Genomic DNA, 24,643 nt, shown 5'->3' with positions numbered 1-24,643 from the left:
ACTCTCAAGGGCAACTGCCGCGCTTGACCGTTTGCGAAACCACGTAGAAGGAGAGATAGCCCCCCAGGTTGGGATTAGGATTCCAGACAGGCTGCATATCGCTGTGGGCTTTCAAGTCGACAATTGAGAGCAGGGCCTCTAGTGCTATCTGTATCTCCAGGCGCGCCAAGGTTGCTCCGGGACACTGATGGGGGCCAAAGCCAAAGGCGACCTGTCTGTTAGGACGGCGTTGGGGATCGAACTGGGCCGGACAGGAGAAGCTAGCGGGATCATAGTTCGCCGCCTCTAGAAACAGCAACAGGCGCTCTCCACGACGAACCAGGTGGGGACCCGTGGCCAGGTGCGAGAGATCGACGTCCTCAACGGCCTGTCGGATCAGACAGCGTGTAGGCGTGACCATGCGCAGGAGTTCTTCGCCAAGCATTTTGGTGATGGCTTTGGGATTTTCTTGATAGAGTTTCTGGACCTCACTCCAATGTTCTAGCAAGATCTGAATACCATTGCCCAGGAGTTTCTTGGTGGTGATACGGCCAGCAGCGAAAACCATCATGCAGTTTGAGATCAGGTCATCGTCCTCGGGAAAGACATCTTTGGCCGCGATAAAACCACTGAGCAGATCATCAGCGTCAGAGTCAGGGTGGCGACGCTTCGTCTCAATAAGTTGCCTGAAGTAGTCTTCGAGGCGTGCCACGTCTTGCATATCGCCATGAAAATAGCCGCTGGTTGCATCGCCGAAGGTATCAGACCAGCGCTCAAGCTGCAAGAGTTGCTCATGATCATCGAGCGGCATTCCCAGAACATGGGCTATACTCATTAATGAAATATGGGCGGCAAAGTCATTCACCGCATCCATTTCGCCTGTACGCCGCAGCGTCTCCAGTCCCTCTTGAGCAAACAAGCGAATGGCATCCGGCATCCTTTTGCTCATCTGGGCCAGGGGCCGCAACAGGGCATTCTGCCGCCGCTGATGCTCCTCGCCGTCCATAAAGACCATCTGCTTGCTCACAAGCGACTGCGCGCTGCTATCATCCAGCCGCGATGTAAAGCGCGGATCATCTAGAATTGCCGTTGTGGCGTGGTAACCTGTCACAAGCCAGCAGCGACTTGAGGCGTCGAAATAGATGGAGTCATGTGCTCTAAGGGCATCATACAGGGCAAAGGGATTTGTATAGTGACGGCGCAAGCTGGAGACACTGAAGGTGCGATTCTGTCTGCGTGCTCTCTGCATACGAAAACCTTCTCACGTGATGCGGCCTGTTTACCAAAAAATTCTTCATTGTAGAATCCAGACTGGCATGGACTTCTCTCACAAGCTGTAATGTCTCGCTCTCACCATACATCCATGCCAGGATATAGACCCTATAATTTGATTGGGTGGCAGGGACCGTGCGGTTGATTAGAGATGAACCTCTTCCAGGGTTACCAGGTGACCGGTTCCATTCAGGGTTTCCAGATCAATGTCCGCAATGCAGCGCACTTTAACGTAGTTGAGGGTTAGCGTTCCCTCAATATGAACGATTCCTGAAGCCTGATCAAAAGCGGCCCGACTGAGATCAGTCGCGCTTTTATCAACGCGCACGCCTAGATCGGTTCCTCCGCGTGTATCGGTAAATTTAACAAAGACATAGCCCATCTCTTCAAGACGTTTCCGCAATTCACTTACGGAGGGTTGAGGACCACCTACAGTGACGGGGTGATCTCCCTCAGAGAGGCGCTTAACAAGTTCATCCATAAAGGCAGCTCCTTTCTGTTCCCTGTAGCCTTACACCGACACCGTGCTCTGCTCGCCAGCAGCACTCTCAGAAGAAGTTTTCTGGTCGTCGGCCTGTTGGTACGCGTAGCGCAGGTCTTCAGGAATCTCAAAGGCTAAGGTTTCTTTGCAGAAAGCCTGCCATTCGGGTGTGACAGCGTCAAATATCAGGCCTTTGTCAGGAATAACCGGGCTCTTCACGACGGTAAAATCATCCCAGAGATACACGACAGTTTCGTCTGAGAGGGCTGTTTCAGATGCGTCTTGCTTCTCTGTCCAGTCAGTGAATTGTCTCAGATCTTTTAAATAGTATGCTTTGCAATATTTGCGCATGCCATCGTCTCCTCTGCATATTCAATAGGCTAAGTGATCTCTTTCTTAAGTAAAGAAGAGAAGATTTATCAGGCACCTATGCCCGGGCTTCACGCCTGATTCTGCACCTGTGCCTCCATCTGCTTACGCAGGCTCAGAGGGCGCATATCAGTCCAGACCTCTTTGATGTAGGCGAGACATTCGGACTTGAGTCCACTTTTACCAACATCACGCCAGCCGAGGGGGTTTTCGCGGTCAGCAGCCCAGATCGAATATTGTTCCTCGTGGTTGATAACAACCTTGTATATAGTCTTGTCTTCCTCATCATCTCTAGCCATGGTTCTCTTTCCTTTCTTCTCATCAGGAGAGGAACTAAGTAATTGCTTTTTGTATATGCAATTCCCATTATATGGATATGCATGCCAAAGTTAATATCATGCTGATATCAATGCATATATCATGGTGAATGATAAGTTGGAGTATATAACATGTTTGGAAGACCCAGCATGCCTGAATTCTCTAAACATAGCATATACTCCAATACTACAGGCATCACTGAGCGCACTATGCCTGTGCTTCCAGGGCTATGGCTTCTTCGGTAAGTTTTAGTTCGTGTAGGAGTTGGATACAAATGTGGCGTGTTTTTTTCGTTTTGGGATGCTGGGAGCCTAATACCTGTACATAAATGGACAGGGCTTGTTGATAAAGAGGAAGTGCCCGGGTCAACTGCTGTTGGCGCTGGTAGAAGTACGCCTGTTCATACAGGGCATCTGCGTTCTCGGGATGCTGCTGACTTGAGGCTTGTTCGCGAATCTGGGCGGCTTGTAGAAATAAAGGCCCGGCCTGCTGATACTTCTCCTGCTCAGTGTAGAGCGCCGCCAAGTTGGTCAGTGCTACCGCGACATAGAGATGCTGCATCCCCAGGACCTCTTGCCTGATCTTCAAGGTACGCAGTGCGAGTGGCTCTGCTAGCTGCAATTTCCCTTGCTCTCTGTAAAGAACGCTCAGCCCATGCAAAACATCGGCAACCAGAAAATGTTCGCTTCCCATCCCTTGTTCCCAGATATGTAGCGCACGCTGGAAGAGCGGCTCCGCCTGTTCATACTTTCCCTGATCGCGATAGAGATTGGCCAGGTTAAGCAGGGGATAGGCCACACGGGGATGCTCAGAGCCTAACTCACGTTGCCAGATATGCAACGCTCGCTGGAAGAGAGACTCCGCCTGTTCATACTTTCCCTGCTCATAGTAGTCCATGGCTATGTTGTTGAGGAGGGTCGCGACCTGGGGATGCTCAGCCCCGAGAAGCTTTTCGCGGATATGCAGGGCACGTAGGTAGAGTAGCTCAGACAATTCATATCGCCCCTGATCTCCATAGAGGACGGCCAGCCCGTTGAGGGAGTTCGCAATAAGAGGATGTTCGGCTCCTAGAAACTGTTCGTGAATACGTATGGCACGTTGAAAGAGCTGTTCCGCCTGCTCATACTTGCTCTGTCGGTAGTAGAGTAAAGCCAACCCATTGAGGGAAGACGCCACAAGCGGGTGGTCAGCTCCCAACAGATGTTCGCGGATACGCAGGGCACGCTGGAAGAGCTGTTCCGCCTGCTCATACTTGCTCTGTCGGGCGGAGAGACCAGCTAACCCATGAAAGGCTTCGGCCATAATATGGGGATGCTCGCTCCCCAATACTTGCTCACCAATGCGCAAGACCTTCTGGAAGAGGGGCTCCGCCTCGCTATAGCGGGCGCGCTCCAGGAGATAGGCTGCAACATGATTCATCAAAGAGGTAACACTGAGCGCATCGTTGTCACTCCATTGCTCGCTAAACTCAATACACACCAGCGCGTGAGGTAAGAGCCGTTCACAGTTTTGCCAGTAATCAGCTTCAGTCAATTCGCTTGAGGGGAAGAGCTTGCTCATGGTGTGGACAACACGTGTGGCCCAGATCCGCTGTGTCACTTTTGAGAGCGTGCCTTTCAGCACAGCCTGTACCAGGCGATGAATGGTCACTGTATGAGTCTCATTATTGCGCTGAAGCAGAGAAAACATCAGCAAAGCCCGGATGGCAGAATGGAAGACAATAGGTTCGCTGGCCAGCTTCTCAAAGGTCGGCCCCAGATAGGGCGCACCCGCGCTAAAAAAGCTTTCGGGAATGGCTTCGGGGGCAAGAAAGGCGCAGACTGTAAGCATCTCGGCTGCCTGGGCATTATGTTGCTCAAGTTGTTTGAAGATCAGCGTGAAGGTTCTGACAACAGACATGGGGTGATCGTCATGAGTCTCTCGCTCGTCAAGCAGGTCCAGCTGTGATGCTTGATGTAGATAAAAGTAGTCAGAGAGGGTGCAATGCGTGGCCTCAATGTAAGAGCCAGCTTGATCGAGAGCCAGGGGAAGCCCTCCCATGGCAGAGATGATGTCTTGAGCTATGGCCTTCTCCTCTTCAGGGAGAGACTCTTGTGTTTTGCTTGTATCGAGGAGCCTGGCACGACGAAGCAAGAACTGGATCCCCTCCTCCGAGTCCATAGGTTCCAGGTATAGCACCTGGGCGGTAACTCCAAGAGCCTGTCGGCGGGATGTGAAGAGCAAGGAACCGCGCATAGTTGTGGGGATGAAGCGTTTCACCAGCGCAATGTTTTCAACATTGTCAAAAATCAGCAGCCATTGATCATGGTTATTGAGCCATTGGAAGGTGGCGGCAACAATGCGATTCTGGTCCTGTTCTCGCCTCTCCGGCAAATTTAGTAGTTCGGCGAGGACCACAAAGCTGGAGACAAGGCTTTCATGAGTCTGGGCGCTCACCCAGGAGATGACGGAGTATTCATTGGCATAGCGATAGGCATATTCGATGGCGGTCTGGGTTTTGCCCACGCCACCCAAGCCAATTAAGGCACACGAGTGTTTGAGTGGATCGTCGCCTTCACGCTGGAAAGCGGCATGCAGTTGCTCCAGAAGAATCTCGCGGCCAGTGAAAAAGGGATTGCGCTGATAGGGAATATTCCAACGGGGAGAGACCGCGGTCAGGCTGGCTTCCAGCAGGTGGCGAGTTCCCTGTTCATCCAATTCCAGGTGGCGAGCTAACTCCAGGACTAATCCACGGGTCTCGGGCAGGTAAGTCCCCAGCTCCCATGCAGAAATAGTATTATAGTGCATCCCAAGCAATTGGGCCAGTTGTTTTTGTGTCAAACGTTTGCGTTTTCGTGCGGCTTTAAGCGCCTCCCCAAAGCTCATGGGAAGAAATGTTGCCATGTGCATGAATCCTTTCATACGTGTCTAAACTGGAACTTCTCACCACCATAGCTCATGTCCTGTGCAACGTCACAGATGCAAAGATCACTATACCAAAGGATAAGTGGAGTCGTTACTGAGCGGTTTGTTTACAAAGTCCAGGTGAGAAAGGAAGCACACAGAATATGTAGGGTCCATGCTGGCATGGACTCGCCCGGCCCGCAGGCCGATAACTCTGCGCGAGAAGGTCGCTCCGCTCGGAGGCAGAGCAAGCTCTTCCCCTACAATCCACCTGACTTCTCTCTCCCCTCAAGTTGTTGAACAGACGACTGAGCATTGTGCATGGTAAGGAGGTGAATGCGAAAAGGTGCTAGAGCTTTTTGCGTAAAAGCTCTATTTGAATTTTATAGTAGGAATGGCAATATTTTTCTATTGTAATTGTATTACGCGTTACTTCGATATTATACATTATTGAGCAATCAATCAAGTGTTAGATAGTCCACAAAATTCATAGCTATGTTGTGAATTTTGCCGGGTATACTTGGTTTTGGCGAGACTCGATAGGCTCGGGTAATTAAATTAATAGTTTCACATTTCTGCTCAAAGGTTCTTAAATGCTAATAGTGATTCAAGCGGCTTTTCAAACAATTTTATGATGAAAGGTTTTACAAGAATCAAGAGCAGAAGAGCTGCAAAAAAACAGGGCCTTAGCATCAATACACAGAGAGGGGTAATGATCTCATGGACGAGAATGACCGTTTGCTCTACCTTAATCGACGAGAGGTAGAACAGAGTTGTCAGGTACTTGATAGCATCGATATTTTGCGCGAGGTTTTCCGCTTACATGGAGCCGAACAGACGATCCTGCCGGATGAGTCCTACCTGGGTTGGCAGAACAGTCTCGGTGAACATGTACGCAGTTTAAATATGCCAGGCTATGTAGGAGGAACAATTAATAGTGTCGGCACAAAAATCATCAACGGCAACATCAATAATTACAAACATGGCTATCCGCGAGCAAGTGGCCTTACACTTCTGCATCATCCCACAACCGGGCGTCCATACTGCATCATGGAGGGCGCATACATCTCAAGCCTGCGCACTGCCAGCGTTTCTCTACTGGCATCCCAGGAGCTGAAGGGGCCAGAAATAGAGCGGGTAGGGATCATTGGTGCAGGCGTGCAGGCTCAGGCCCATATAGCCTTACTGCTCAAAGAGCGTCAGCGCCGTTATCCTCACTTGCGGCAGGTCTTGCTATTTGATCTCTCCGAGGAGAGAAGCCAGGCCCTTCAAGCCAGCCTCACACCAATGCTGGAGCAGAATGCGATAGAACTGCGCATTCTGCGTTCGCCAGAAGAAGTGGTGCGCCAGGCTCAACTCATCATCCCCTTGACAACCACAACTGAAGGCTACATTCCATTCGCCTGGCTACAACCAGGAGCCATTCTGGTGAATGTATCACTGGACGATGTTTTGCCTGAGGTCGTGCTCAAGGCGGACAGCGTGATCGTTGATGACTGGATGTTGGTGAAAAGCGATCCGCGGCGACTTATAGGTCGCATGTACCGGGCCGGGCAGGTACTTGGACCAGATGAGGCAATGAGTACTCAGCAGCAGTCATATCGTCGTATTGATGCTCAGTTAGGCGACGTCATTACTGGAACCAGAGAGGGGCGCCGCAGCATTGACGACATCATCCTTGTCAACCCCTTCGGACTCGCTCTTGAAGATGTGGCAATAGCGACCAGTGTCTACCATCACGCGCGTGAGCTGCGACTTGGAACATGGTTGGAACGCTAGTCATTCAGCAAGAGAAGACAATCCAGAAGATGCAAAGAAAGCAGGAAGGCAGGTTGCTAGTTTGTCCGTCAAAAAAGCTGCTGAGTCATTACCCAATACACTTCTACGTAAAGCGCGCCAAGAGCGAGGATGGACCCAGAAAGAGTTAGCCGATCTCATAGATGTTCCACAATCTTTTATGATTAGCCGCTGGGAAAATGGCACGACCTATCCAGGTCCAATCTATCGAGAGAAATTGAGTGCCATCTTTGGCAAAGGATATAAGGATCTCGGGCTCTACAGATCTACGCCCACGCTGGTGCCTGACGGGGCGCAGAAACAGATCATTGATCATGCGATCCCTGTGCGACAACCCGGCGATCCACCGCTGATTGGCCGGGACCATCTTCTGGAGCAGATCATACACGACCTCTGCTCCGAAAACCATGGAAGTTTTATTGGCATCAATGGACTACCCGGCGTAGGAAAAACCATGCTGGCAATGGAGGTCGCGAGCAGCGCCAGGGTCCAGGAGCATTTTCCTGATGGAGTGCTCTGGACCACGCTTGGGCCTCGACCCGAGGTATCTGCCGAGCTACAGCGTTGGGGAGCCTTATTGGGCATCAACCATGTAAAAGCGGAGGTGCTACAACAGGTTGATGACTGGTTCCAGATTCTTCAACAGGCGATACGAGGGCGACAGATGCTGCTGATTCTTGATGATGTCTGGAATATCAAAGATGCCCTGCCCTTTACTATCGGAGGAACCGAATGTGCATACCTACTGACAACGCGCATCCCAGAGGTCGCGGCGCGCTTCGCCGGCAAAGAAGCCATGCATGTGCCTGAATTAACAAACGCCGAAAGTATGCAGTTGTTCAAACAGATAGTGCCCGCCCTGGTTGAACAAGAGTTAGAAGTGGTTCCGAAAATCGTCCAGGCAGCTGGAGGGCTCCCCCTGACGCTGGCATTAATGGGCAACACATTGTTGGTGCAGATGCGTCATCGACAACGGCGCAGGCTCGAAGGTGCATTAAAACGGATGCAGCTACCCGAGGAACGCATGCGGCTCACCCAGATGCAGGTAGTTAGCCATCAACAGAACGGGCCTACCACGATACCAATGAGCATACGCGAGACGATTGCCCTCAACGAATTGCTACTCGATGAGCCTGCTCGACAGGCGCTCTATGCTCTTTCGGTCTTTCCTACCAAGCCCGCCACATTTTCTGAGGAGGCGGCTCTGGCAGTTATCGCCGCTTGCCGGGATACGCTCGACCAGCTGGTGGATGCAGGCTTGCTAGAGTGTAATGAAGAAGATCGCTATCTCCTGCACCGCTCCATCTCAGATTACGCTCAGAGCCAGAATGCTTGTACACAGGCCGAGAGACGCCTCGTTGATTATGTCCTGAACTACGTGACACGACATCGAGAGGATGATCAGTTGCTTCAACGAGAATACAGTATCATCCTTGCGGCCCTCAAGATCGCCTCACGCAGCGAGTATAGGACAGAGTTGGCAGACCTTTTAACTCTCCCCATTAAGTGATAATTGATACCAAAGATAAGCTGTAGAGGCCATGCAAGCATGGCCTCTACAATGGAGGCTGTCGTTCTAGTTGAAGCGACAGCTGATAAAAGAGGTGATATTCTTGTGATATTAACTTTCAGCCGGAAAATTCATATAATAAGTGCTTGAGAGATATGGCGCACAGCAGGAGAAATGGAGGGACTCAGCAGTGGAACGTAAACCTAGTCTCAAGGATAGCATCCGAAAGAATATTCGCGAAAAACGCGAAGGGATTAACCTGGCGGACTTCAATCTGACAAAGGCCAGCCACCTGAGCGAGCAAGAACCCCTGCCCCTGGTTGTCCAACCAACGACAAGTGGCGTGAACCTGGCGAGTTGGGCGGGCAATAATCGCGAGTATATCCAGAACGAGCTTGCCAAATATGGCGCGATCCTATTCCGTGACTTTACTATTAACTCGCCCGCGAAATTTGAAGAGTTTGCCCTGGCCGCCAGCGAGACTGGCGAACTATTTGACGAATATGGTGATCTTCCGCGTGATGATCCAGGCGCCAAAGTCTATCACTCCACTCCCTATCCAGCCGATAAATCAATTTTGTTTCACAATGAAAGTTCCCATACGCATCGGTGGCCGATGAAGATCATGTTCTACTGTGTTAAGGCCGCCGAGGGGAGAGGCGCCACCCCGATTATTGATTGTCGCAAAGCCTATCAAGAGCTAGATCCGGCCCTCATTCAACGCATGACTGAGAAGAAGTTGATGTATGTGCGCAACTTCATCGATGGCCTGGATGTCAGCTGGCAGCAGTTCTTTCAAACGTCCGATAAGCAACAGGTCGAGGAATACTGCCGCAAAGCGGATATCGATTTTGAATGGAAGAGCAACAAGCATCTGACCACGCGTCAGCTCTGCCCAGCGGTGCTTCCGCATCCTCGCACAGGCGAGATGCTGTTCTTCAATCAGATTCAACTGCACCATTTCTCCTGCCTGGACCCAGATGTACGTAACTCCATGCTGTCGATCTTCCGCGAGGAGGACCTGCCGCGCAATGTGTATTATGGCGATGGCTCGCGCATCGAGGACTCGGTCGTCGCAGAGATTAGCGAACTCTATGAGCGGATCGCAGTACGCTTCCAATGGCAGGCCGGAGATGTCATCATGCTAGATAATATGCGCATCGCCCATGCCCGTGATCCCTTTGATGGAACGCGCAAAATTCTCGTGGCCATGGCAGACATTGTCTATCAAAAAGATGTCTGGAAGTAGATAAAGCGGTGCACCTGCTGACAAAGCAGAATAGAGCGCCTTCGATAGGATGCACGAGCATGCCAAGAGCAGCGTAAGGAGCGAATGACTTATGAGTGAAATGGAGCTAAACAGAGCTGGGGTAACGGTCGCGATGGAACCGGCACGTGCGAAGACTTTTGTCGATATCCTGCGCTGGCGTGCTCTGCATCAACCTGATCGATGCGCCTATATCTTCCTGACAGACGGCGAACAGGAGGAGCGCATGACTTATGCTCAACTCGATGAGCACGCTCGCTCAATCGCTGCGACGTTACAACAACATATTAGCCCGGGCGAGCGTGCGCTCCTGCTCTTTCCATCGGGATTAGAGTATATCGCGGCCTTTATGGGCTGCTTGTACGCGGGAATCATCGCCGTACCCGCCTATCCACCGTCCTCCAACCGCTCGATGCCTCGTATCCAGACAATTGCGGTGGATGCAAGCATAAAGCTAGCGCTCACGCATTCATCGCTCTTGCCCAAGCTGCGCAACTGGTCCAGGCCACTACCAGCCTTCTCTGAGTTACGCTGGGTTGCCACTGATGCTCAGGAAGAGGTCAGTTCTGCTAAGCAATGGCAGCCCTATACGCCCGCTCCAGAGGCCCTGGCGTTTCTCCAGTATACCTCCGGCTCAACTGGTATTCCGAAGGGAGTCATGGTAAGCCATGGAAACCTCATACATAATTCTGAAATGCTACGCGACCACTGCGGACATACAGGTGAGAGTATCTGTGTCTCCTGGCTGCCCATGTTTCATGATCTGGGCCTTATCTTTGGCGTGCTCCAGCCAGCTTATGTGGGGTTCAAGGGAGTATTAATGGCCCCCGCGGCTTTCATCCAACGCCCCCTACGCTGGCTCCAGGCTATTTCACATTATCGCGGAACCACGACCGCGGCCCCCAATTTTGCCTATGAACTCTGCACCAATCGTATCACGCCTGAGGAACGCGCCCAACTCCATCTTGAGAGCTGGCGTCTGGCGGGGAACGCGGCTGAGCCAGTGCGAGCCGAGACCGTTGAGCGCTTTACCTCTACCTTCGCTTCCTGCGGCCTGCCAAAGACCGCTATGACACCGGCATATGGCTTAGCTGAAACGACCTTGATGGTCTCGTGCGCCACTGTTGAGGCCGAGACCAACGTTATTTATCTCGACAGGACAGAATTAGAGCAGAAGCGTTTTCTGGTGACGGAGCCGGATGAAGCCAAGGATAGCCTGGCGATTGTGGGCTGCGGGTCCATTGCCAGGGATCAACGCGTGTTGATCGTGAACTCCGAGACGCTCCAGGTATGTGAGCCAAATGAAATCGGAGAAATCTGGGTTGAAGGCCCGAGTATGGCTCAGGGCTACTGGGAGCGCCCACAGGAGACCGAAGCGATCTTCCACGCGTATCTCTCAGATACACATGAAGGACCATTTGTACGCACAGGCGACCTGGGTTTTGTCTACAACGAGGAAGTCTATATCGCTGGCAGGATCAAGGATCTGATCATCATTCGAGGTCGAAACTACTATCCTCAGGATATTGAACTGACGGTTGAGCGTAGTCATCCCTCCCTGCGACCAGGTTGCGGAGCAGCGTTCTCGGTAGAGGTAGACAATGAGGAGAGGCTGGTCGTTGTGCAGGAGGTTGTACGCCATCCTGAAGAGCCTGAGGGCATCATCAAGGCCATCCGTCAGGCTATCTCCGAGCAATACGAGATCAAGGCGCACGCGGTTGTCCTTATCCGCTATGGCAGCATTTTCAAGACCTCCAGTGGCAAAATTCAGCGCCGCTTCTGCCGGGACGCCTTCCTGAAGAACGAGCTTATTGTTGTCGCGGCTGATATCCAGCAGGAAGCCACCCCATCGCAAGGCCAGGTGACCCCTGAGCAGCAGCAGGTACTCCTGACTCAGTTGGCAGAGGCCACGTCCGCCCAACGGAGAGAAATGCTGCTCGCCGTCGTTACAGAGCAGGCACATACCGTTCTCAGCTCGGTTCCTAAGTCGGAGATCACGCCCGAGTGCAATCTCCTGTCGCTTGGAATGGATTCGCTGAGTGGTACACAGCTCTTGAATCGCCTGGAGACACGCCTGGGGCGCACATTTGCCAATCTGCTGCCGCTGTTAGTAAGTGAGCCAACGCCAAACAGGCTGGTAGAGTATCTTACCACAACCCTCTTCCCTTCCAATAAAGCAGGCACGCTCAATAAGTGGCTTACATCTAGTGGTTTTGCCCTGGAAGAAGTGGAAGCGCTCAGCGAAGATGAGACCGAGGCGTGGCTAGAAGCACAACTGGGATCGCTTGAAGTCAACGGCGTGCCACAGATCAAGCAGGAACCAGTCAGGGCAGAAGCACCACTCGCCGGGCCAAAGCAGATGCAGTTCAGTTTGCTTTATTTCTCTAGCAACGAGGCTGAATTTACCGAGAACAAGTATGAGCTACTGCTGAAGGGAGCAACCTTCGCCGACCAGCACGACTTTAGCGCGGTATGGCTACCGGAGCGCCACTTCCATCCCTTTGGGGGCCTCTATCCCAATCCCTCCGTTCTCGCCTCGGCTCTGGCGATGGTGACGCAAAAGATTCGTCTGCGAGCCGGGAGCGTCGTTTTACCCATGCATCACCCAGTCCGGGTCGCGGAAGAGTGGTCGGTTGTCGATAACCTTTCGTCTGGCCGCGTAGACCTGGCTTTCGCGACTGGCTGGAACCCGAATGACTTTGTGCTGGCCCCCGACAAGTATGAGCTGCGCAAAGATGTGCTCTTCTCAAGCATTGAGACCTTTCAAGAGCTCTGGAGTGGCAAGGCGGTCCCCCTGCCCAATGGGCTGGGCAAGGAGGCGCTGATCAAAATCTATCCGCAGCCCAAGCAGAGCAGGCTTACTCCCTGGATTACCTGCACGGGGACGCCAGAGCGCTTTGTCCAGGCCGGGGCCATGGGAGCCAACGTCCTGACGGGCCTCTTGTTTCAAAGCGCCGAAGAACTGGGGGAGAAGATCAAGGCCTATCGCGATGCGCGCGCCCAGCATGGATATGATCCCGCGACCGGTCATGTGACGCTGATGCTGCATACTTTTGTGGGCGAGGATATGGATGAGGTGCGCGAGAAGGTACGGGGACCTTTCATTGAGTACCTGCGCTCATCAGTGGATCTGTGGCGCAACCGATCGGAACGCCTGGACGCGCTCTCACCCGAGGAGCAAGAACAGGTCCTGGCCTATGCCTTCGAGCGCTACTTTCAGACGCATGGCCTCTTTGGAACGCCACAGACCTGTAAGAAGCTGGTCGATAGCCTGGGGGAGATAGGGGTTGATGAAATAGCCTGTCTCATCGATTTTGGCATCGACGTGGAGACGGTCATGGATGGCCTCTACTCACTTAGCGTACTACAGAAGCGTTGCCAGAAAAGCCGACACATGAAATAGGGGCTGCGCTCAATTTCAGGCGTCGTTCCATCGCGAACTGATCGGATATGAGGAGCTTTTTGGATGAGTGATTTCGCCGTACAGCAGAAGCAGCGCCAGTTACGTGTAAATATTTTGCGCACCCTGGAGGAGAGTGAGCTTGCATTAAAGCAGTATCACCCTCAGCTTAGAGATGGCGCCGCGCTGAAGAGTGCAGTAGTAGATAGAGATAGCGAGGCAACTGCCGATAGCAGCGTGCTGGAAGCCCAGCTTCTGGAGCGGCTGAACGTATTGGAGCAGCAGTTCCTGCCAACAGAGTTGGCAACCCAGGTAGGCGCCATGTCGCTGCTCAAGCGCTCTATGCTGACCATCAAATATTTACAGACGCTGCTTGAAGAGTACAGGCATGCACCAGTCCCTCCTCAGACGACAGACGCTGTAGATGCTCGCTTGCCGCTCTCTTTTGCGCAGCAGCGGCTCTGGTTTCTCGAACAATTGCATCCAGGCACCTCGCTTTACAATGAACATATTGCCCTGCGCCTTCAAGGTCCCCTGCACCTCGACGCTCTTGAACTAAGCTGTAACGAGATAGTGCGCCGCCATGAGATATTGCGCACGACGTTCGTTCAAACTGATGGTGAGACGTACCAACACATCGCCCCCTGGCATGCCTTTAAGCTGGCAACGATAGATCTTGCAGATCTCCCCTCAGAGGAACGCGAGGCACGCCTTCAGAGCATGGCTGAAGCTGAGCTGGAGCAGCCGTTTGACCTGCGTAGTGGCCCACTCTATAGGATACGGCTCTTCCAACTGGCGGAAGAAGAACATCTCTTGCTCACGATCTTTCACCATACGCTCAGCGATGGCTGGTCGCTTGGCATCTTCTATCATGAGCTGTCTGTGCTCTATGGCGCGTATAGTGTGGGCGAAGCCTCGCCGCTGGCGGAGCTGCCGATCCAATACGCGGATTATGCCCGCCAGCAGCGCCAGTGGTTACAAGGAGAGACACTAGATAGGCAGCTTGATTACTGGCGGCAGCAATTACAGGATGCCCCAACCCAGTTGAACTTCCCGACCGATAGGCCCAGGCCAGCGACGCAGGGCTTTGTGGGGAGCCGACGAGCGCACCTCTTGCCAGGCACACTCCTTCAGCAGCTTAAAAAACTCAGTCAGAGTGAGGGTGTCACGCTCTTTATGACGCTGCTCGCGGCGTTTGAGGTCTTGCTCAACCGCTATAGTGGACAGGACGATATACTCATTGGGTCGCCCATCGCAAATCGCACGCGTGGCGAGCTAGAGGGCTTGATTGGCTTCTTTGTCAACACACTGGTGTTGCGCGCCGATGTCTCTGGCAATCCCGACTTCCGCGAGGTGCTTCAGAGGGTACGAGCGATGACCCTTGGCGCCTATGAGCATCAAGAGATGCCATTTGAAAAACTGGTTGCTGAGCTGGATCCAGAGCGCGACGCGAGTGGGCAACCCTTCTTTCGCGTAGCCTTTGCGTACCAGAATTTTCCCCTGTCAGCCTTTGAGCTACCGGGAATTTCATGGGAGCTCCTGACCTTTCCCAAAGCTACTGCCACGTTAGACCTGCATATGGAGCTGCGGGAGGAGCAGGGAGGGCTGCTCACGACCATAACCTATAGCACAGATGCTTTTGAGGCTGCGACGATTGAGCGTTTTCTGGAGCACTGGCAACTCCTTCTTGAAGGAGTGGTACACGATGTTGCGCAGCCTATCTCCAGGTTGCCGCTGCTCCTACCATCAGAAGCGCAGCGTCTAAGGGCATGGAATGAGACCGAGCTGGTGTATACGCCCGAACAGTGTGTGCATACGCTCTTTACCGCACAGGCCGAGCGCACGCCAGATGCCGTGGCGATTGCCTTTGAAGAACAGATTCTGACCTATGAGCAACTTGACCAGCGGGCAAACCAGCTTGCCCATGCCCTCCTCAAGCTAGGTGTAGAGACAGAACGAGCGGTCGGTGTCTATCTGGAGCGCTCCCCTCTTGTCTTGATCAGTATTCTGGGCATTATGAAAGCGGGAGGCGTCTATATCCCACTGGACCCGTCTACTCCCACGGAGCGCCTGGCCTGGCAGCTTGAGGATGTTCAGCCCCAGGTTGTACTGACCCAGGCCAGGCTGCTGCATACACTGCCTGTCCATTCCACACAGATATTTTGCCTGGATAGCGAGGAGGCACGCTGGCGCGAGGAGGCCATCAGCGCTCCAGCCAGCAGGGTGACACCAGAGCAACTTGCGTATGTTATTTATACCTCGGGTTCGACCGGACGCCCGAGAGGGGTCATGGTACAACATTGGAGCATCTGCAACACGCTCAACTGGCGCCAGGCTACCTTTCAATTGACGGCACGCGATAGCGTACTACAAAAGATTCCCACAAGTTTCGATGCCTCGCTGGGGGAATTGCTCTGGCCGCTACTAGCGGGCGCAAGACTCGTCCTGGCGCGCCCAGATGGGCATAAGGATAGCGCCTATCTCTGTGCCGTGACCGCGGAGCAGGCAATTACGACGCAGACCTTTGTCGCCTCGACGCTCCGCGTCTTTCTAGAGGAACCCGGCTTCGCGCAATGTCGAGACTTGCGGCAGATCCTTTGCGGCGGTGAAGCGCTCTCTTCGGCACTGTTGGAGCAGGTTCTGGCTCATCCCTCGCTCGCGCTCTATAACGTGTATGGTCCAACAGAAGCGGCGGTGGAGGTCAGTTGCTGGCCGTGTGAGCGTGGCACCAGTGATGAACGCATCTCCATCGGCAGGCCCATCGCCAATACCCGGCTCTATATTCTTGATGCGGAGGGACAGGTTGCGCCCATCGGGGTGCCAGGGGAACTCTGTATTGGGGGCGTGAACCTGGCGCGTGGCTACCTCAATCGCCCCGAACTGACCGCCGAGCGTTTCATTCCCGATCCCTTTAGCCAGGTACCAGGCGCGCGGCTCTATCGTACGGGTGACATGGCTCGCTATCGCGACGATGGCGCACTGATCTATATGGGCCGTTATGATCACCAGGTCAAAATCCGAGGCTTTCGCATTGAATTGGGCGAAATTGAGACCGTGCTCCGCGCTCATCCACTCATTCGAGAGGGCGTCGTGGTGGCGCGGGAGCGCTCCAATAACGATAAACAGCTGGTCTCGTATGTCGTGCTCGATGAAGAGACACAACTGGCGGAATATACAGCACTACTCTGGGAAGAGGATGATGTCATCATCGCGAACCTGCGCGCCTTCCTCCAGAGGCAGCTCCCAGAGTATATGCTCCCGGCCCATTTTGTGCTCATGGAGTATCTTCCGCTCACGACCAGCGGCAAGATTGATCGCCGGGCGCTTCCTGATCCCGAGGAGCAACTGCTCTCCCGCGATTTTGTGGCCCCCAAAACACCGCTCCAGCAAGAGCTTGCAGCCATCTGGAGCGAGATCCTGCTCCTTCCCCAGGTGGGTGTCACCGACAATTTTTTTGACCTGGGCGGGCATTCGTTACTGGCGACCCAGGTGGTCACACGGATTAACCAGAGCCTTGGCATGGAGTTGCCCCTGAAGATCCTCTTCGAAGCACTGACGATTGCTGAACTGGCCCAACGGATTGAAGCGCTACAAGAGAACGACCTACCCACGACGACGATTCCGCCACTGGTCGCGCTTGAGCGTCCAGGACAAGTCCCACTCTCGTTCGCGCAACAGCGTCTCTGGTTCTTGAATCAGCTTGAAACGAACAGTAGCGCCTACAACGTGCCAGGGGCGCTGCGGCTCTCGGGGCCGCTCTCCGTGAAAGCCCTGGAATGGAGCTTGCAGCAGATCGTCCAGCGGCATGAAAGCCTGCGTACGACCTTCGTCTCGCGCCAGGGTACTCCCATTCAGTTAATCGCGGCGGAGTCACGCCTGCATGTGCCTGTCATAGATCTGTGCGCAGTTGCTGAGCATGAACAGGCGCTCATTCAGGCATTGGCTCAGCACGAGGCTCATCATCCCTTTGATCTCTCACAAGGGCCGCTCTTGCGTACCTGGCTGCTACGCGTGGGAGAAGAGGAACATATCCTACTTATCGATATGCACCACATCATCTCCGATGGCTGGTCGGGCGCGGTGCTGCTTGGCGAGCTTACCCGTTTCTACCAGGCAGCCGTACGCGGAGAAGCTATCACGCTCGATCCCTTACCCGTGCAATACGCCGACTATACCCTCTGGCAGAGGCGCTGGTTCCAGGACGAGCAGCTACAAGAGCAACTGGACTACTGGAAAGAGCAGCTGGTCGCGGCGCCTCCCGTCCTGAGCTTGCCCACGGATCGGTCTCGCCCCCAGGTACAAAGCTATGTGGGTGCCTCATGTACCATGTGGTTCCCGCTCCCATTACAGCAAGCGCTTGAGAGCCTGAGTCAGCGCCAAGGGGTCACCCTCTTTATGACGCTGCTCGCCAGCTTCCAGGTACTATTGATGCGCTACAGTGGGCAGAGCGATATCCTGGTCGGGACACCAGTAGCCAATCGCCGTCACCAGGAACTGGAAGGCTTGATCGGCTTTTTTGTGAATACGCTGGTGCTGCGCAGCGACCTCTCGGGCAATCCCTCATTTCTCGAATTGCTTGCGCGCGTACGCGAGGTCTGCCTGGACGCCTACGCTCACCAGGATCTGCCTTTTGAGCGACTGGTGGAGGACCTACAACCCGAGCGTGATCTTAGCCGGCAGCCACTCTTCCAGATTATGTTTATCCTGCTGAACACGCCGCCACAGAACGTAGTACTGGATCAGCTCTCTATCAAGATGGTTGAGTTCGAGCGTAAGAGCAGCAAATTTGACCTCTCGCTGCAAATTGAAGCCACGGACCAGGGCCTCTCACTGCTAGTGGAATACAGCACGGATCTCTTTGATGCTGACACGATTGAGCGTATGATGCAGCATTGGCGGCAGATCCTGCAGGCCATTGTTGCCGATCCTCAACAGCGTATCGCCACCGTGCCGCTCTTAATCGAAGCCCAGCGTGAAGAGCTGCTCCATCACTGGAATGACACCGGGACCACATATCCACGCAGCGCGAGCCTGCATCAGCTCTTTGAAGAGCAGGTCGAGCGCAGTCCCGACGCGGTCGCGGTCGTCTTTGAGGGGGCGGAACTCAGCTACGCGGAACTCAACCGGCGCGCGAACCAGCTGGCGCACAGGCTACAAGAAATGCAGGTTGGACCTGATACGCTGGTGGGGGTCTGTCTGGAGCGCTCGCTTGAGCTGGTAATCGCGCTCCTGGGCGTACTCAAGGCAGGGGGCGCCTATGTGCCCCTGGACCCTGTCTATCCCCAGGAGCGGCTCCACTACATGTTGCATGATGCCCAGGTCTCTGTAGTGCTAACTCAGGAGGCTTTGCGCGACCGCACCTCCGAAGGCGAGGGAATTACCCAGCTCGTGCTCGATACCGATTGGGGTACTCTCTCTCATCAGCCTGTGGAGAATATTGAGCGCGCCGTGCCACCCGAGCAACTGGCCTACATGATCTATACCTCAGGTTCTACTGGGCGACCCAAGGGAGCCATGAACACCCATCAGGGCATCAGGAATCGCTTGCTGTGGATGCAGCAGGCGTATGAGTTGAGCGCGAATGATCGGGTACTACAAAAGACGCCCTATAGCTTTGATGTCTCGGTGTGGGAGTTCTTCTGGCCGCTCATAGCTGGTGCTCGCCTGGTTGTGGCTATACCAGGTGGGCATCAAGATCCAACCTACCTCAAAGATATGCTCAATGAGCAGGCCATTACCACTCTCCATTTTGTGCCCGCCATGCTGCAAGCATTCTTACTAGAACCCCGCCCAGAACAGTGCCGGAGCCTAAGGCAGGTAATATGTAGCGGCGAGGCACTCAGCGTCGATCTCCAGAAGACCTTCTTTACCCATATGCCACAGGGCACGCGCCTGCATAACCTCTATGGCCCCACGGAGGCAGCGGTCGACGTTAGCTTCTGGGAGTGTCAGGAGGATAGCAAGCGCTCGACAGTGCCCATCGGGTATCCCATTGCCAATATGCAGCTTTATGTCCTGGATACCTACTTGCAGCCTGTGCCGGTGGGAGTCGTAGGCGAACTCTACATTGCGGGTGTTGGGCTGGCACGTGGTTACCATCAGCGAGCCGACCTGACTGCGGAGAAGTTTCTTCCACACCCCTTTAGCAACACAGAGGGGGCGCGCATCTATCAGACTGGCGACCTGGCGCGTTATCAGGCTGATGGGGCCATCGAGTACATGGGCAGGATTGATGGGCAGGTCAAGATTCGCGGGTTCCGCATCGAGCTGGGCGAGATTGAGTCCGTCTTGCAGGCCCATCCCGCGGTCCAGGAGAGCGTGGTCATCGTTCAGGAGCGAGCCGAAGATAAACAGCTCGTGGCGTATCTTGTCCCGGCAGCGGATACGCAGCAGATCAACGATGGCGGTCCATCCTGGGAGGAAGAGCACGTTGGGCAATGGCAGATGCTCTACAATGACCTCTATACCTCTCCCTCCGAACTAGAGGACCCCACGCTGAATATCGTTGGCTGGAACAGCAGCTACACGGGTGAGCCAATCGCACCAGAAGAGATGCGCGTGCAAGTGGAGCAGGCAGTGAGCCGCATCCTGGCACACGCGCCCAAACGAGTTATGGAGATTGGTTGTGGAACAGGCCTGCTCCTGTTCCGTATCGCTCCCCACACAACGCTCTATAGAGCCTCTGATTTTTCAAAGGAAGCCCTCTCGTATGTTGAGCAAGTTTTAGCAACGCAGCCCCTACCCCAGGTACACCTCGAGCAACAGCTGGCACATGAGGCCACCCAGGCTTCGGCAGAGACCTTTGATGCTGTGATTCTTAACTCACTGGTGCAGTATTTCCCCAGTGCCAATTATCTGCGCCAGGTGTTGCTAGAATCCTTCGCCTTATTGGAGCCTGATGGTTTTCTCTTCATCGGTGATGTGCGCAACCTGGCCCTACACAGGGCCTACGCGACCTCCGTGGAACTCTATAAAGCCGCGGCTTCCCTTTCAAAGGAAGAGCTACGCCAGCGCGTGCGGCAACGGATGCAGGAAGAAGAGGAGTTGCTCATCGATCCCGCATTCTTCCTTCAGCTCCAAAGGGTGCTTCCACAGGCAGGAGAGGTGCAGCTCTTGCTGAAGCGAGGTCGCACGTCTAATGAGTTGACCCGTTTCCGCTATGATGTCCTGGTGAGCAAGGGCCATTCTGAAGGAGTGCCAGTAGCGCTTGCATGGCAGTGGAGGCAAGAGGTGGAGAGCCTGGCACAACTCCAGACCTATCTACAGGAGCAAACACCAGATGAGTTACTGGTGCGCGGCCTGCCCAATAGTCGCCTGGAACAGGACCTGCGCTCAGTGCAGTGGGCCTTTGGCGAGCAGGGGCCGGCGACAGTAGGAGCCTTCCGCGAGGAACTACAGCAAACAAGCGAATGGGGCCTGGACCCGGAGGACCTCTGGCATATGGGCGAGCAGCTTGGATACCAGGTCAGTATCTACTGGTCGGAGACCGAAGATGGAGGCGTGTACGATGTCTCTTTCCAGAAGAGCAAGCCCGCGCTGAAGAGTAGCAGCGAGCAGGCCCGCGCTGAAGCGCCGGAAGTACTCTCCAACAGCACCTGGTCAAGATACACAAATAACCCACTGCAAGGGAAGATTACACGCTGGGTCTTGCCTCAGTTGCGGGAATTCCTGAAAGAGCGCCTGCCTGAGTACATGCTCCCCGCCCATTTTGTTGCTCTGGAACAGCTTCCTTTGACAGCCAATGGCAAGGTGGACCGCAAGGCTCTCCCCCTGCCCGAGGAGTACCAGCTGAGCTGGCAGCGCGGTCGCTATGTCGCGCCGGCGACTCCGCTTCAGCAGGAGTTGGCCTCCATCTGGAGCGAGCTACTACTACGCCCGCACCTGGGTATCGCCGACAACTTCTTTGAGCTGGGAGGTCATTCGTTACTGGCGATGCAGGTCATCGCACGCGTCCAGCAGGCGTTGGGGGTGGAACTGGCCCTGCGCACCCTCTTTGAGGCCCCCACTATCGCCGAGTTGGCCCAGCGCATCGAGGCCCTGAAGCAGATTGGGTCCTCTGAGGGACTGCCTCCGCTGGTGCCTATGGCTCGTCCAGAGCAGCTTCCTCTCTCCTTTGCCCAGCAGCGGCTCTGGTTCCTCGATCAACTGGAGCCAGGGAGTGCAACATACAATATGCCTGCCGCCCTGCGCCTGGTGGGACCTCTCTCCTTCGAATCACTGGAAGAGAGCTTTCACGGTATCGTCCAGCGACATGAGAGCCTGCGCACCACCTTTGTCACTCAACAGAACCAGCCGCTCCAGCATATCGCGGCCATGGCCGAGCTACAAATACAGCTCATTGAACTGAGCGGCGTCACATTGGGGCAACGCGAAGAGTACTTGAAGGAACTGGCACGGGAGGAGGCCCATCGCCCCTTTGATCTCGCGCGCGGTCCCCTCCTGCGCGTGCGCCTGCTACGCCTTCAGCCCCAGGAGCATATTCTGCTCTTCAATATGCATCATATTATCTCCGATGGCTGGTCCATCGGCGTCCTGGTCCGCGAGCTGACCGCCTTCTACCGAGCAGCCGTACGCGGGAAAAGCCTGGACCTCGCCCCGTTGCCCATCCAGTACGCCGACTATACTCTCTGGCAGCGCCAGTGGCTCCAGGATGAGCAGTTGCAACAACAGCTTGAATACTGGCAGGCTCACCTGGCGGATGCCCCACCTCTGCTGGACCTGCCCACCGACCGCCCGCGCCCACAGGTCCAGAGCTATGCGGGAGCCGAGTTGAGCCTCCTGCTACCGCTGAGGCTAAGGCAAGGGCTGGAGGCGCTCAGCCAGCAGCAGGGAGCAACCCTGTTCATGACCCTGCTCGCCAGCTTCCAGCTCCTGCTCATGCGCTATAGCGGCCAGAGCGACCTGGTGATCGGGACCCCCGTGGCCAATCGCCGCCACCGCGAGCTGGAGGGCTTGATCGGTCTCTTTGTCAATACCCTGGCACTGCGCGGCGATCTCTCGGGCGATCCTACCTTCCTGGAGCTGCTGGCCCGAACGCGCGAGGTCTGCCTGGGAGCCTATGCCCACCAGGATGTGCCCCTCGAACAGGTCGTCACGAGCCTGCCCGTCGAGCGCTCGCTGAGCTATGCTCCCCTCTTCCAGGTTCTCTTCGCCTTGCAGAATGTCCCCCAGCAGAACATGGTGTTGGAGCAACTCAGTCTTGAGACAGTGGCCTTTGAGCATAAGACGAGCAAGTTTGACCTCTCAGTGCTGGTGCAGGAGAGCGAGCAGGGACTCCAGACCAGCGTCGAGTACAACACAGATCTCTTCGATGCCACCACTATCCAGCGGCTCATGCAGCACTGGCAGCAACTCTTACAGACCCTGGTCACTGAGCCACGCCAGCGCCTCTCGGCGTTCGCACTCCTCTCACCCACCGAGCGCGAACAGCTCCTGGTCCAGTGGAACCAGACCCGGCGTGAATGGGAGACGCCGCAACACATCCATGCCCTGCTCGCCCGGCAGGCAGAGCGCTTCCCTGACCGGCTCGCCGTGAGTGGTCCCGATGGACAGCTTACCTATGCCGCCCTCCAACAACAGGTGCAGCGGCTGGCCCGGCGCTTGCAGGCCCTGGGCGTGGGTCCCGAGACCCTGGTTGGCCTCTACCTCGAACGCTCGGCTGCCTTCCTGATCAGTGTCCTGGCCACCTGGCGCTGCGCCGGGGCCTCTGTCCCCCTGGACCCTGCCTATCCTCAGCAACGCGTGCAGGCCATGCTCCAGCAGAGCGCCCTGCCCCTGCTCCTCACCAGGAGCCAGCTCCGCGACAGCGTGCCCTCCGAGGGCACACGCGTGCTGTGCCTGGACGAGCTGGCTGAGACCTCAGAGCACGAGACCTGGGTCGAACCTCCGCTGCTGGACGAGCAGCTGGCCTATGTCATCTACACCTCCGGCTCCACCGGCCAGCCCAAGGGCGTCATGGTGACTCAGCAGGGCATGCGCAACCATCTCTGGGCCAAGGTCGAGGCCCTCTCCCTGGGAGAGGAGGATGTGGTGGCCCAGACCGCTTCGCAGTGCTTCGATATCTCTGTCTGGCAGCTGTTCGCCGGGCTGCTGCATGGGGGACGGGTTGCCATCCTTCCCGATGCAGTGGCCCATGATCCCTGGCAGCTCCTGCGCGCCGTTGAGGAAGGTGGAATCAGCATCCTGCAAGTCGTCCCCTCCCTGCTGGGAGCGCTCCTCGATCAAGGAGGTGGGCAGGTGCTCTCCCAGAGCCGGGTGCGCTGGGTCAGCGTGACGGGCGAGGCCATGCCGGTGGAACTGTGCCGCCACTGGTGGCGCGAGGAACAGGTCCTGCCCGCCCTGCTCAACGCCTATGGACCCACCGAGTGTTCCGATGATGTGACTCACGCCGTCCTCCAGCAGCCAGAGGAACAGACGGGAACGTGGCGAGTGCCCATCGGCAGACCGCTTGCCAACACCCAGCTCTATGTCCTGGATGAGCAGATGCAACCGGTGCCAGCGGGCGTTATTGGTGAGCTGTATGTGGGTGGGATGGGGGTTGGTCGTGGCTATCTCAACGAGCCGGAGAAGACGGCGGGCGTGTTTGTGCCTGATCCCTACGGTGGCAAGGCGGGTGCCAGGGTGTACCGCACGGGGGACCGCGTGCGGTACCGGGGTGATGGACAACTGGAGTTTGTCGAGCGACAGGATGAGCAGGTCAAGCTGCGCGGTTACCGTATCGAGCTGGGGGAGATCGAAGCGGCGCTCAACAAGCAGCGGCAGATCAAGCAGAGCGTGGTGGTCCTGCGAGCCGAGACGGGGGAGGAGAAGCGCCTGGTGGCCTATGTGGTGCCAGAGGCGGGCGAGGTCGTGCAGCCAGGCAGCGAAGGCGAGCTGAGAAGCGCGCTCAAGGAGCGGCTGCCAGAGTACATGCTGCCAGCGCAGTTTGTGTTGCTGGATGCCCTTCCTCTCTCTCCCAATGGCAAGGTGGATCGGCGGCAGCTGCCAGTGCCTGAAGCCAGCCTCTCAACCACTTTTGTCGCGCCACGCAATCCAAGAGAGGAGCAGCTCGCGCACTTCTGGCGACAGCTCTTTCATGCCGAGCAGATCGGCGTGCATGATAATTTCTTTGATCTTGGCGGGCATTCCCTGTTAGCGACGCAAGTCATTGCCTGGATCCGGGAGACCTTCCAGGTAGAACTCCCATTGCGTAGCCTTTTTGAAACACCAACCATTGCGGATTTGACGATTGCAATCGAGCAGAAACAAGTAGAACAGACGGATAGCGAGACCCTGGCCAGTGTCCTGGCCGAGCTGAACCTGCTCTCAGAGGATGAAGTGCAGGCACAGCTGGCGCGCGAGAAGTAAGCACATGAGAGAAGAGATTAC

Annotated in this window: 10 protein-coding genes; 5 read left to right on the top strand and 5 right to left on the bottom strand. The window is 55.4% G+C overall.

The features are described 5' to 3' along the window. Positions 1-4: 4 nt before the first annotated feature. The 5 genes from KTE_RS37650 to KTE_RS37630 all read right to left on the bottom strand — a co-directional run bounded on the left by KTE_RS37650 (position 5) and on the right by KTE_RS37630 (position 5,302). Positions 5-1,228 (bottom strand): cytochrome P450, encoded by a 1,224-nt coding sequence (locus KTE_RS37650; RefSeq protein ID WP_201390881.1) that lies wholly within the window; start codon positions 1,226-1,228, stop codon positions 5-7. A gap of 168 nt (positions 1,229-1,396) precedes the next feature. Continuing rightward, positions 1,397-1,732, bottom strand: a complete 336-nt coding sequence (locus KTE_RS37645) for a hypothetical protein (protein ID WP_201390879.1) — start codon at positions 1,730-1,732, stop codon at positions 1,397-1,399. Between the two features lie 30 nt (positions 1,733-1,762). Beyond that, positions 1,763-2,083: a hypothetical protein gene (locus KTE_RS37640; RefSeq protein ID WP_201390877.1), complete on the bottom strand. Its 321-nt coding sequence runs from the start codon at positions 2,081-2,083 to the stop codon at positions 1,763-1,765. Between the two features lie 89 nt (positions 2,084-2,172). Further along, a complete protein-coding gene (locus KTE_RS37635) occupies positions 2,173-2,400 on the bottom strand; it encodes an MbtH family protein (RefSeq protein WP_201390875.1) in 228 nt (75 codons plus the stop codon). 226 nt (positions 2,401-2,626) lie between these two features. Further along, positions 2,627-5,302, bottom strand: a complete 2,676-nt coding sequence (locus tag KTE_RS37630; protein ID WP_201390873.1) for a helix-turn-helix domain-containing protein — start codon at positions 5,300-5,302, stop codon at positions 2,627-2,629. Positions 5,303-6,022: 720 nt separating this feature from the next. On the opposite strand from KTE_RS37630, the gene KTE_RS37625 reads away from it, so the two are divergent. The 5 genes from KTE_RS37625 to KTE_RS37605 all read left to right on the top strand — a co-directional run bounded on the left by KTE_RS37625 (position 6,023) and on the right by KTE_RS37605 (position 24,622). Continuing rightward, entirely contained in the window at positions 6,023-7,081 is a 1,059-nt protein-coding gene (locus tag KTE_RS37625) for an ornithine cyclodeaminase family protein (RefSeq protein WP_201390871.1), read from the top strand. A 61-nt stretch (positions 7,082-7,142) separates the two neighbouring features. Continuing rightward, positions 7,143-8,609 (top strand): helix-turn-helix domain-containing protein, encoded by a 1,467-nt coding sequence (locus KTE_RS37620; protein ID WP_201390869.1) that lies wholly within the window; start codon positions 7,143-7,145, stop codon positions 8,607-8,609. Between the two features lie 190 nt (positions 8,610-8,799). Further along, positions 8,800-9,858, top strand: a complete 1,059-nt coding sequence (locus KTE_RS37615; RefSeq protein ID WP_201390867.1) for a TauD/TfdA family dioxygenase — start codon at positions 8,800-8,802, stop codon at positions 9,856-9,858. A gap of 91 nt (positions 9,859-9,949) precedes the next feature. Then, entirely contained in the window at positions 9,950-13,279 is a 3,330-nt protein-coding gene (locus tag KTE_RS37610; protein WP_201390865.1) for a MupA/Atu3671 family FMN-dependent luciferase-like monooxygenase, read from the top strand. Positions 13,280-13,342: 63 nt separating this feature from the next. Beyond that, the gene (locus KTE_RS37605; protein ID WP_201390863.1) at positions 13,343-24,622 is read left to right on the top strand and encodes a non-ribosomal peptide synthetase; all 11,280 of its coding nucleotides are present in this window, start codon (positions 13,343-13,345) and stop codon (positions 24,620-24,622) included. The last annotated feature ends 21 nt before the right edge of the window (positions 24,623-24,643 follow it).

The organism is Ktedonobacter sp. SOSP1-85 (assembly GCF_016587415.1).
Lineage (GTDB): Bacteria > Chloroflexota > Ktedonobacteria > Ktedonobacterales > Ktedonobacteraceae > Ktedonobacter.
Note: the sequence above shows the minus strand (reverse complement) of the source record. Positions and strands in the feature narration are given on the sequence as shown.

Coding starts and splice junctions, on each gene's coding strand:
- KTE_RS37650 (WP_201390881.1), bottom strand. CDS start 1,228: ATGCAGAGAGCACGCAGACAGAATCGCACCTTCAGTGTCTCCAGCTTG.
- KTE_RS37645 (WP_201390879.1), bottom strand. CDS start 1,732: ATGGATGAACTTGTTAAGCGCCTCTCTGAGGGAGATCACCCCGTCACT.
- KTE_RS37640 (WP_201390877.1), bottom strand. CDS start 2,083: ATGCGCAAATATTGCAAAGCATACTATTTAAAAGATCTGAGACAATTC.
- KTE_RS37635 (WP_201390875.1), bottom strand. CDS start 2,400: ATGGCTAGAGATGATGAGGAAGACAAGACTATATACAAGGTTGTTATC.
- KTE_RS37630 (WP_201390873.1), bottom strand. CDS start 5,302: ATGGCAACATTTCTTCCCATGAGCTTTGGGGAGGCGCTTAAAGCCGCA.
- KTE_RS37625 (WP_201390871.1), top strand. CDS start 6,023: ATGGACGAGAATGACCGTTTGCTCTACCTTAATCGACGAGAGGTAGAA.
- KTE_RS37610 (WP_201390865.1), top strand. CDS start 9,950: ATGAGTGAAATGGAGCTAAACAGAGCTGGGGTAACGGTCGCGATGGAA.
- KTE_RS37605 (WP_201390863.1), top strand. CDS start 13,343: ATGAGTGATTTCGCCGTACAGCAGAAGCAGCGCCAGTTACGTGTAAAT.